The sequence below is a fragment of the Bacteroides cellulosilyticus DSM 14838 genome, from assembly GCF_000158035.1.
GTDB lineage: Bacteria > Bacteroidota > Bacteroidia > Bacteroidales > Bacteroidaceae > Bacteroides > Bacteroides cellulosilyticus.
The window spans coordinates 59,845-69,830 of sequence record NZ_EQ973490.1; the positions used below are offsets into that span (position 1 = coordinate 59,845).

Sequence of the window (9,986 nt, forward strand, 5' to 3'; positions counted from 1 at the left end):
TTTCAGCTTTCCCGCCAACATTGAGTATGTAATGAGTGAACATCCAATGGGACCTTTTTCCCAGCCTGGATTAATATTGCCTAACCCACCCATCAACGACGGCTTCAACAATCATCATTCCATCTTTCCATTCAAAGGCGAATATTATATTGCATATCATAACCGGGAAGTGGCCTATGTGAAAGGAGAAGCGGACAAACGTTCACGCGAATATATGCGTAGTGTCTGTCTGGACCATTTAATACACAATGAAGATGGTACTATCCGGACGGTATCAATCACACGTGACGGCTTGCCCCAATTAAAATACATCAATCCGTACAAACGAAATGAAGCGGAAACCATGGCAAAAGGTTGGGGCATCAATACTGAAGCCCGAAAAGGCGATCCGGGTAATCGGATTGTAAGTTCTGCTAACGAGGGGGATTACATAAAAGTACAGGGAGTGGATTTCACCAAAGAAGGCCTTTCCAAACTTAAAGCTTTGATTTCATGTGGTGCTCCAGAAGGTGGAAATATTGAAATCCGTCTGGAGAGTGAAAACGGATTGCTGATAGGTACTCTGAATGTTGTTCCCACAGGAGACTGGGATTCCTGGAAAACGATTACAACGGACGTAGCTATTCCCAACACTGGTATATTTGATCTGTACTTTGTATTCAAAGGCAATAAAGAAGACTTTGTCCATATAGATTATTGGGAATTCACACATTAATATCCACAATAAATATTTGTATTAAAAACAACCATCAACAATAACGATTATGATGAAAAACAAGATTTTAGCCCTATATCTGGGGTTCCTTCCACTTTTGGCAACGGCTCAAAATCCGATTATTCAAACCAAATATACAGCCGATCCTGCTCCAATGGTGCATAACGATACATTATTCCTTTATGTGGGATGCGATGAAAAGGATGCTCCTTCCAACGCATACCTGATGAGAGAATACCGCCTGTATACCACTACCGACATGGTGAATTGGACGGACTGTGGAGCACCGCTGAAAACAAGTGATTTCAAATGGTCAGCCGGAGATGCCAGCGCTGCACAATGCATAGAGCGGGATGGCAAGTTTTATTGGTATATATCCTCACAAAACAGATTCAGTCCGGGTTCATCCATCGGTGTAGCCGTTGCAGATACTCCTTATGGTCCCTTCAGAGATGCATTGGGTCAGGCATTAGTAACCAACGACATGACTACAGCCGCCAAACACTCCTGGGATGACCTTGACCCTACGGTCTTTATCGACAGTAATAAACAAGCATATCTCTATTGGGGAAACGGGGCTTGTTATCAGGCCAAACTGAATAAAGATATGATATCCCTGGACGGCTCAATCACAGCACTCGACATCAAAGACCAGACCGCCTTTGTGGGAAGGTTCACAGAGGCGCCCTGGGTATATAAGCGTAACAACCTGTATTATATGATTTATGCCGCCGAATTCCCGGAATCCATACATTATTCAACCGCCCGGACCGCAGAAGGTCCCTGGAAAGCCCGGGGAGTCGTAATGCCATTGGAAAAAGGAAGTAATACCAACCATCCCGGAATAATTGATTTTAAAGGTAACTCCTACTTCTTCTATCATAATGATGCGCTGCCCGGTGGGCACAGTTATTGCAGATCGGTATGTGTGGAACAGTTCACATACAACCCCGACGGAACCATACCGCAAATGCACATGACTAATGAAGGTATAAAGAAAGGAACAGGTACACTCAATCCATACAAACGAACTGAAGCGGAAACTATAGCATGGGCACAAGGTGTTACATCTGCCACCGATAAAGAAAAAGGTGTATATATAACCGCTATTCATAATACCGATTACATCAAGGTGCGTGATGTGAACTTCGGACAGAAAGGTGCTTCGCAATTCACCGCTTCCGCATCCAGCAGATATCATGGAGGAGAAATAGAACTAAGAATCGACTCACCCGAAGGTGAAGTGATCGGCACCTTAAACATTCCCTATACCGGAGAATGGGATAATTGGGAACAACACTCTACCCATGTGAAGCCGGTCAAAGGAGTTCATGACCTATACCTTATATTTAAAGGTAAAACTCCCCACGAGCTTTTCAACTTCGATTATTGGATGTTCTCCGAAAAGTCCTCAAATTAATTAATTTATTCTATTTATTATGACCATGAAGCATATATTCTCTATCATCCTCGGCCTGATGGCATTCTGCCAGTTACAAGCCCAGTCGTGGACAGCCGACAACGGCAACGGTACTTTTACCAATCCTCTGTTTTACGATGAATTTACCGATCCTGACCTGATACGTGTAGGAACAGATTATTACATGGTTGCCAGTTCCATGCATGCCATGCCCGGACTACCGCTGCTACGTTCCAAAGATCTGGTAAACTGGGAGTTCGTAACATATATCTTTGACAAACTCGATTTAGGACCTGATTTTCATCTGGAAGGCGATAAAGGCATTTATGGAAACGGAATATGGGCACCTGCTATCCGTTATCACAAAGGCACTTTCTATGTATTCGTCAACGTAAATGACCATGGCTTACAAGTTTTCTCTGCCAAAGATCCCGCCGGCCCCTGGACACACAAGAATATGGGTGGCAGAATTTACGACCTGGGCATATTGTTTGATGACGACGACAAGATATATGCAGTACATGGTTACGACGAAGTACATCTGATTCAACTCAAACCTGACTTCAGCGGCTATGTGGAAGGCAGTGAAAAAGTAATCATCCCTAAAGGTAATGCCATGGGAGAAGGGCATCATTTCTATAAAATAGACGGAAAATATTATATCATCAGTGCAGACTATGCACCCGTAGGCCGTATGCAATGTGCCCGCGCCGACAAACTGGAAGGTCCTTACGAAACCGTGGTTATCAGTAATCGTGAAACCATGGGTACACAACGTGGCTGGTGGACCAAAGGATATGGCTTCTGGTCGAACATCCCCAATGAAGGAGAAGCAATGGAATTTGAGCGCCCTTCTGAAAATGGTTTCGGTGCAGTAACCCTTCATCAGGGAGGCATCGTCGATCTGCCTAATGGTGAATGGTGGGGATTCTCAATGATGGACGTAAAATCCGCAGGCCGCCTGACTTTCCTTTCACCCGTGACCTGGAAAGATGGTTGGCCCTACTTCGGACTGGAAGGAAACCTGGGACGCTCACCACGCACCTGGTTCAAACCGGATACCGGAACGGATATAGCTCCTCTGACAACTTATCAGCGTGATGATGATTTCTCGTCTGCCAAACTAAAACCGATCTGGCAATGGAACCATATTCCGGTAGATAAGAAATGGTCGCTCACTGAGAAAAAAGGTGTACTGCGTCTGCACACTCTCCCTGCCAAAAACTTCATGTATGCGAAAAATACACTTACTCAACGCGCTATCGGTCCGGAGTCCAGCGCCACCGTCGAATTAAATGCCAAATCCTTAAAGAAAGGTGACGTAGCCGGACTTGGGTTATTGAATGTTCCCTATTATTGGATCGGTGTAGTGCGTACTGACGAGGGATTCATCCTGAGATTTTACGACTTAGTAAAGAACCAGTCTACAGACGAACCATTATCCGGCCCACAAGTGTACCTGCGTGCCAGTGGTGATTACAATAGAGACCTGGCAACACTCAGCTTCAGTACAGACGGTAAAACATTTAAAGAAGTCGGCGGCGAACTGCGTCTGGGCTATCAAATGAAGACTTTCCAGGGAGTACGGTATGCCTTATTTGCTTTCAATACGAATGGAAAAGCGGGAGGTTATGCCGACTTCGACAATTTCAAGGTAAAAGAACCACTGGCAGATCGCTCTAAAAATCTTCCTCTCGGCAAAGTAATAACACTAACCAATCTCGCAAACGGTGAGCAAGTCTGGGCTAATCCCCACGGTATGCTGAATCGTTCCTATCCGGGAAGTAATACGTTCAACGGTACCGGATGCCAATTCCGTGTACACGACCGCGGACAAGGACGTATAGCTCTTGAAGCATTAGACGGATCAGGCTTTGTCACCGTCACTGGAGCCGGCCTCTCAGCAGATGTTCGACTCATGCAGAAAGAAACGGAAGGCAGCCTCTTCATGTGGCAGGATATGCTATGGGGACAATGTATGCTACTATCCTTAAAGACCAATCGCTTCATTGGTTTAGATCCGCGTACAGACGAACCTTATTCCGCCGACTGGCCCGGGACTATACCCAACCGTAAAGACGGGACTGTGTTTTCCTGGCAGGAAATAAAATAATTGCATATATTCTCCGATTTATGCATAAAGCACAGCATTCATAGTATAAAAAGTATAAAAATTCCCTCTTTAATGCATATTCTTTCCAAAATTATCGCTACTTTTGCGCCATTCTTAGAATAATTATACAGAACAATGAAGAAAAAAGCCAATCGGTTAGACGCTATCAAGATGATTATCTCAAGCAAGGACGTCAGTTCTCAGGAAGAACTGCTGCAAGCTCTGAGTAAAGAAGGCTTTGAACTGACACAAGCCACTCTCTCCCGCGACTTGAAACAACTGAAAGTTGCCAAGGCGGCAAACATGAACGGGAAATACGTATATGTATTACCCAACAACATCATGTACAAACGTTCCAATGACCAGAGTGCCAGCGAGATGCTGATGACCAGCGGATTCGTGTCCCTGCAATTCTCCGGTAACATTGCCGTTATCCGTACACGACCGGGATATGCCAGCAGTATGGCCTACGACATCGACAACCGCGAATGTCCCGCCATTCTGGGCACTATTGCCGGAGACGATACCATCATGTTGGTAGTGCATGAAGCTGCTTCACATGGCGAAGTACGCGAATTTCTGTCACAAATCATTCCGAACATTAAATAAATAAAGAACGAATCAATAAGAAATGGATACCAAAAAAGTGGACGTGATGGTGGCTGACGCCTCTCACGAAGTTTATGTGGATAAGATTTTGGATACCATCAGAGAAGCGGCCAAAGTACGTGGAACGGGCATCGCAGAACGCACACACGAATATGTGGCGACAAAAATGAAAGAAGGAAAAGCCATCATCGCCTTATGCGGAGACGTGTTTGCAGGCTTCAGCTACATCGAGAGTTGGGGAAACAAACAATATGTTGCGACTTCCGGTTTGATTGTGCATCCCGACTTTCGCGGTATTGGATTGGCTAAGCGTATCAAAATGGCATCTTTCCGCCTGGCACGCTTGCGATGGCCCAACGCCAAAGTATTCAGTCTCACCAGCGGAGCCGCCGTCATGAAAATGAATACGGAACTGGGATACGTTCCCGTCACTTTCAATGAACTGACTGATGACGAATCCTTCTGGAAAGGCTGCGAAGGCTGCATCAACCATGATATATTAGTAGCCAAGAACCGCAAATTCTGCATCTGCACAGCAATGCTTTACGACCCGGCTCTGCATGAAGATGATAAAATTTAAAAAACAAAGGATATGGAAGAAAAGAAAAAAGTAGTAGTCGCATTCAGCGGCGGTCTTGATACTTCATTTACGGTAATGTACCTTGCCAAGGAAAAAGGGTATGAAGTGTATGCAGCTTGTGCAAACACCGGTGGTTTCAGCCCCGAACAACTGAAAACAAACGAAGAAAACGCTTATAAACTGGGCGCAAAAGAATATGTCACTATCGACGTGACGCAGGAATATTACGAAAAGAGCTTGAAATACATGGTATTTGGTAACGTGCTGCGTAATGGTACCTATCCTATTTCCGTAAGTTCCGAACGTATCTTCCAGGCACTTGCCATCGCACGCTATGCCAACGAGATCGGTGCAGATGCTATCGCTCACGGTTCTACCGGTGCAGGCAACGACCAGATTCGTTTTGACATGACATTCCTTGTATTGGCTCCGGGCGTGGAAATCATCACACTGACTCGTGATATGGCATTGAGCCGCCAGGAAGAAATCGATTATCTGAACAAACATGGTTTCTCAGCAGACTTCACCAAACTGAAATACTCTTACAATGTAGGTTTGTGGGGTACCTCTATCTGCGGTGGTGAGATTCTGGATTCCGCACAAGGATTACCCGAAAGCGCTTATCTGAAACACTGTGTAAAGGAAGGCAGCGAACAACTCCGTCTTACTTTCGAAAAAGGTGAGTTGAAAGCTGTGAACGATGAGAAATTTGATGATCCCATCAAAGCCATTCAGAAAGTAGAAGAAATCGGTGCCGCTTACGGTATTGGTCGTGATATGCATGTGGGTGATACAATTATCGGTATCAAAGGCCGCGTAGGTTTCGAAGCTGCTGCTCCGATGCTGATTATCGGCGCACATAAATTCCTGGAAAAATATACACTGAGTAAATGGCAGCAATACTGGAAAGACCAGGTTGCCAATTGGTACGGTATGTTCCTGCACGAAAGCCAATATCTGGAACCGGTGATGCGCGACATCGAAGCCATGCTACAGGAAAGCCAGCGTAACGTAAACGGTACGGCTATTCTGGAACTTCGCCCATTATCTTTCTCGACGGTAGGTGTAGAATCAGAAGACGACCTTGTGAAAACGAAGTTCGGCGAATATGGCGAAATGCAAAAAGGCTGGACAGCAGAAGATGCGAAAGGTTTCATCAAGGTTACTTCTACTCCACTGAGAGTATATTATAACAATCATAAAGACGAAGAAATCTAAAAAGCCTATCCCCTAACCCATCTCTCATAGTGAACGGTTAGGGGATAGAACAATTATACGAACAGATATGGATAATAATAACAAAAAACTAACTCGCTCACGCAGCGACAGAATGCTTGCCGGCGTCTGCGGAGGATTGGCCGCTTATTTCGGACTCGACCCTTCACTCGTACGTATCGGCTATGCGTTATTGACGTTTTTTACCGTATTTGCCGGTATCCCCGTGTACCTTATAATGTGGCTTATTGTTCCCGAGGAAAAGAACTTGTATAACAGATAAAAGAATAATAGTATAAACTAACATGATTAAAGTAGGAATCATCGGCGGAGCCGGATATACGGCAGGTGAATTAATTCGTTTGCTGATCAATCATCCGGAAGCGGAAATCGTATTCATCAACAGCTCAAGTAACGCCGGAAACAAAATTACCGACGTACATGAAGGATTGTACGGCGAAACGGACCTTGTCTTCACCGACGAGTTACCTTTGGACAAAATTGACGTGTTATTCTTCTGTACCGCCCATGGCGACACGAAGAAGTTCATGGAGAGTCACAACCTTCCCGAGGAATTGAAAATTATCGACCTTTCTATGGACTACCGCATCGCTTCTCCGGAACATGACTTTATTTACGGTTTGCCGGAATTGAACCGTCGCGCTACCTGCAAAGCAAAGCATGTGGCTAATCCGGGTTGCTTTGCCACTTGTATCCAATTGGGATTGCTCCCCCTTGCCAAACACCTGATGCTGAACAATGACATCATGGTGAATGCCATTACCGGTTCCACCGGGGCTGGTGTAAAACCGGGATCAACCAGTCACTTCAGTTGGCGCAACAACAACATGAGTGTTTACAAGGCATTCGAGCACCAGCATGTACCCGAAATCAAGCAATCTCTGAAGCAATTGCAGAACAGTTTTGATGCGGATATTGACTTTATCCCTTACCGCGGTGATTTCGCACGTGGTATTTTTGCTACCATCGTAGTAAAAACTAAAGTTGCACTGGATGAAATAGTCCGTATGTACGAAGAATATTACGCCAAAGACTCTTTCGTGCATATCGTAGAAAAGAACATCGACCTGAAACAAGTAGTGAACACCAACAAATGTCTTCTGCATTTGGAAAAGCACGGTGATAAGCTGCTTATCATCTCCTGCATCGACAACCTGCTGAAAGGTGCCAGTGGTCAGGCGGTGCACAACATGAATCTGATGTTCAATTTAGAAGAAACCGTCGGCTTGCGATTGAAACCCAGCGCCTTCTAAGTAATTTGTATTTTGTAATTTAGAATTAAAGAAATGAACTTATTCGACGTATATCCCCTTTTTGACATCAACATTGTCAAGGGAAAAGGCTGCCACGTGTGGGACGAGAACGGTACTGAGTACCTCGATCTCTACGGTGGACATGCTGTTATCTCCATCGGTCATGCACATCCGCATTACGTGGAGATGATCAGCAACCAGGTTGCCACGTTGGGATTTTATTCCAACTCTGTGATTAACAAGCTACAGGAACAGGTTGCTGAACGTCTGGGAAAAGTTTGTGGTTATGATGACTACTCCTTATTCCTGATTAACAGCGGTGCAGAAGCCAACGAAAATGCTTTGAAACTCGCTTCGTTCTACAACGGACGTACACGTGTGGTTTCCTTCAACAAGGCATTCCACGGACGTACTTCACTTGCCGTGGAAGTGACTAATAATCCCAAAATCATAGCTCCTATTAATGACTGCGGACATGTCACTTACCTTCCGCTGAACGATATTGAAGCTATGAAAAACGAACTGGCAAAAGGTGATGTTTGCGCAGTGATTATCGAAGGTATTCAAGGTGTGGGTGGTATTCAATTGCCGACAGATGAATTCATGCAGGCTTTGCGTGAAGCTTGTACAGCTCATAATACGATATTGGTTCTGGACGAAATTCAAAGCGGTTATGGCCGTAGCGGTAAGTTCTTCGCTCATCAATATAATGGTATCAAAGCAGATATTATCACGGTAGCCAAAGGCATCGGTAACGGTTTCCCAATGGCCGGTGTACTTATCAGTCCGATGTTCACTCCGGTTTACGGACAGTTGGGCACTACTTTCGGCGGTAATCACCTGGCATGCAGCGCAGCGCTTGCTGTCTTGGACGTAATAGGTCAGGAGAATCTGGTTGAAAATGCAGCCAAGGTAGGTGAGTATCTGATGACGGAGTTGAAAAAGTTCCCGCAGATCAAAGAAGTTCGCGGACGTGGTCTGATGATCGGTCTTGAATTTGAAGAACCAATAAAGGAACTTCGTCTGAAACTGTTGAAAGAACAACATGTATTTACCGGTGTCAGCGGTACAAATGTACTCCGCCTGCTTCCACCCCTCTGCCTCAGCATGGAAGAAGCCAATCTCTTCCTCGAACGTTTTAGAAAAGTACTTTAAAGTATATTTGATAACATAATCAGCAATAAACAGGCAGCCTTCAAGCGTTTCAGCGTTTCTTAAGGCTGCCTGTTGTTTTAAATACACAAGCACTTTTTTTACATCAATTAGGTTAGAAAGGTAGAAAAAATATCTACCTTTGCCCATCGACAACCCTTTTAATAACAGAATGATATGAGAACAGCAATTATCGGAGCAGGAAACATGGGCGGCTCTATAGCCCGTGGATTGGCAAAGGGAAGTATTATCCCCGCCTCGGATATCATAGTTTCTAATCCCTCACAAGGAAAGTTGGATGAACTACAAGCAGAGTTTCCTGCTTTACAAATCACCCATGACAATCAGGAAGCCATCATCGGCGCCGAATTCATCATACTCGCTGTGAAACCGTGGCTTATCAAAGGTGTGCTGCGCGAACTGAAACTGAAGAGTAAACAAATTATCATTTCTGTTGCTGCAGGCATCAACTTTGAAGAGCTGGCTCACTACGTACCCGAACCGGAAATGACCATGTTCCGCATTATTCCTAACACCGCCATCAGCGAGATGGAAAGTATGACACTGATTGCCAGTCGTAATGCAACCAAAGAACAAGAACAACTGATGCTGGATATTTTCAATCAGATGGGACTTGCCATGCTGATCCCCGAAGAAAAATTCGCAGCCTGCACTTCCATGGCTTCCTGCGGAATCGCTTATGTGTTGAAATACATCCAGGCTGCCATGCAAGCCGGTATAGAAATGGGGGTTTATCCCAAAGATGCTATGAGAATGGTGGCTCAATCGGTAAAGGGAGCAGCCGAACTGATACTGAATAATGATACGCATCCCAGCGTAGAAATCGATAAAGTATGTACCCCCGGCGGTATTACCATCAAAGGTATCAATGAACTGGAACATGACGG

At 45.0% G+C, this 9,986-nt stretch carries 10 protein-coding genes; all 10 read left to right on the plus strand.

Annotated features, from left to right (window positions below):
• Nucleotides 1–715: carbohydrate-binding protein (locus BACCELL_RS27270; RefSeq protein ID WP_007210570.1), on the plus strand; the 715-nt coding region annotated here is incomplete at its 5' end.
• A 49-nt stretch (nt 716–764) separates the two neighbouring features.
• Nucleotides 765–2,135, plus strand: coding sequence for a glycoside hydrolase family 43 protein (locus BACCELL_RS05310; protein ID WP_007210571.1), 1,371 nt, complete (start codon nt 765–767; stop codon nt 2,133–2,135).
• Nucleotides 2,136–2,160: 25 nt separating this feature from the next.
• Nucleotides 2,161–4,248, plus strand: coding sequence for a glycoside hydrolase family 43 protein (locus tag BACCELL_RS05315; protein ID WP_181991792.1), 2,088 nt, complete (start codon nt 2,161–2,163; stop codon nt 4,246–4,248).
• Nucleotides 4,249–4,383: 135 nt separating this feature from the next.
• Nucleotides 4,384–4,857: an arginine repressor gene (gene argR, locus BACCELL_RS05320; protein WP_007210574.1), complete on the plus strand. Its 474-nt coding sequence runs from the start codon at nt 4,384–4,386 to the stop codon at nt 4,855–4,857.
• Between the two features lie 22 nt (nt 4,858–4,879).
• Nucleotides 4,880–5,437, plus strand: a complete 558-nt coding sequence (locus BACCELL_RS05325; protein ID WP_007210575.1) for a GNAT family N-acetyltransferase — start codon at nt 4,880–4,882, stop codon at nt 5,435–5,437.
• Between the two features lie 12 nt (nt 5,438–5,449).
• Entirely contained in the window at nt 5,450–6,655 is a 1,206-nt protein-coding gene (locus BACCELL_RS05330; RefSeq protein WP_007210576.1) for an argininosuccinate synthase, read from the plus strand.
• A 67-nt stretch (nt 6,656–6,722) separates the two neighbouring features.
• Nucleotides 6,723–6,935, plus strand: a complete 213-nt coding sequence (locus tag BACCELL_RS05335; RefSeq protein ID WP_007210577.1) for a PspC domain-containing protein — start codon at nt 6,723–6,725, stop codon at nt 6,933–6,935.
• 22 nt (nt 6,936–6,957) lie between these two features.
• Nucleotides 6,958–7,926, plus strand: coding sequence for an N-acetyl-gamma-glutamyl-phosphate reductase (gene argC / locus BACCELL_RS05340; RefSeq protein WP_007210578.1), 969 nt, complete (start codon nt 6,958–6,960; stop codon nt 7,924–7,926).
• Between the two features lie 33 nt (nt 7,927–7,959).
• The gene (locus tag BACCELL_RS05345) at nt 7,960–9,081 is read left to right on the plus strand and encodes an aspartate aminotransferase family protein (RefSeq protein WP_007210579.1); all 1,122 of its coding nucleotides are present in this window, start codon (nt 7,960–7,962) and stop codon (nt 9,079–9,081) included.
• A 174-nt stretch (nt 9,082–9,255) separates the two neighbouring features.
• Nucleotides 9,256–9,986, plus strand: a 731-nt coding sequence (gene proC, locus BACCELL_RS05350) for a pyrroline-5-carboxylate reductase (RefSeq protein ID WP_007210580.1), incomplete at its 3' end; no start/stop codon positions are given.

Excerpts from the sequence above, each read along its gene's own strand:
- BACCELL_RS05310 (WP_007210571.1), top strand. The coding sequence starts at position 765 with ATGATGAAAAACAAGATTTTAGCCCTATATCTGGGGTTCCTTCCACTT.
- BACCELL_RS05315 (WP_181991792.1), top strand. The coding sequence starts at position 2,161 with ATGAAGCATATATTCTCTATCATCCTCGGCCTGATGGCATTCTGCCAG.
- argR (WP_007210574.1), top strand. The coding sequence starts at position 4,384 with ATGAAGAAAAAAGCCAATCGGTTAGACGCTATCAAGATGATTATCTCA.
- BACCELL_RS05325 (WP_007210575.1), top strand. The coding sequence starts at position 4,880 with ATGGATACCAAAAAAGTGGACGTGATGGTGGCTGACGCCTCTCACGAA.
- BACCELL_RS05330 (WP_007210576.1), top strand. The coding sequence starts at position 5,450 with ATGGAAGAAAAGAAAAAAGTAGTAGTCGCATTCAGCGGCGGTCTTGAT.
- BACCELL_RS05335 (WP_007210577.1), top strand. The coding sequence starts at position 6,723 with ATGGATAATAATAACAAAAAACTAACTCGCTCACGCAGCGACAGAATG.
- argC (WP_007210578.1), top strand. The coding sequence starts at position 6,958 with ATGATTAAAGTAGGAATCATCGGCGGAGCCGGATATACGGCAGGTGAA.
- BACCELL_RS05345 (WP_007210579.1), top strand. The coding sequence starts at position 7,960 with ATGAACTTATTCGACGTATATCCCCTTTTTGACATCAACATTGTCAAG.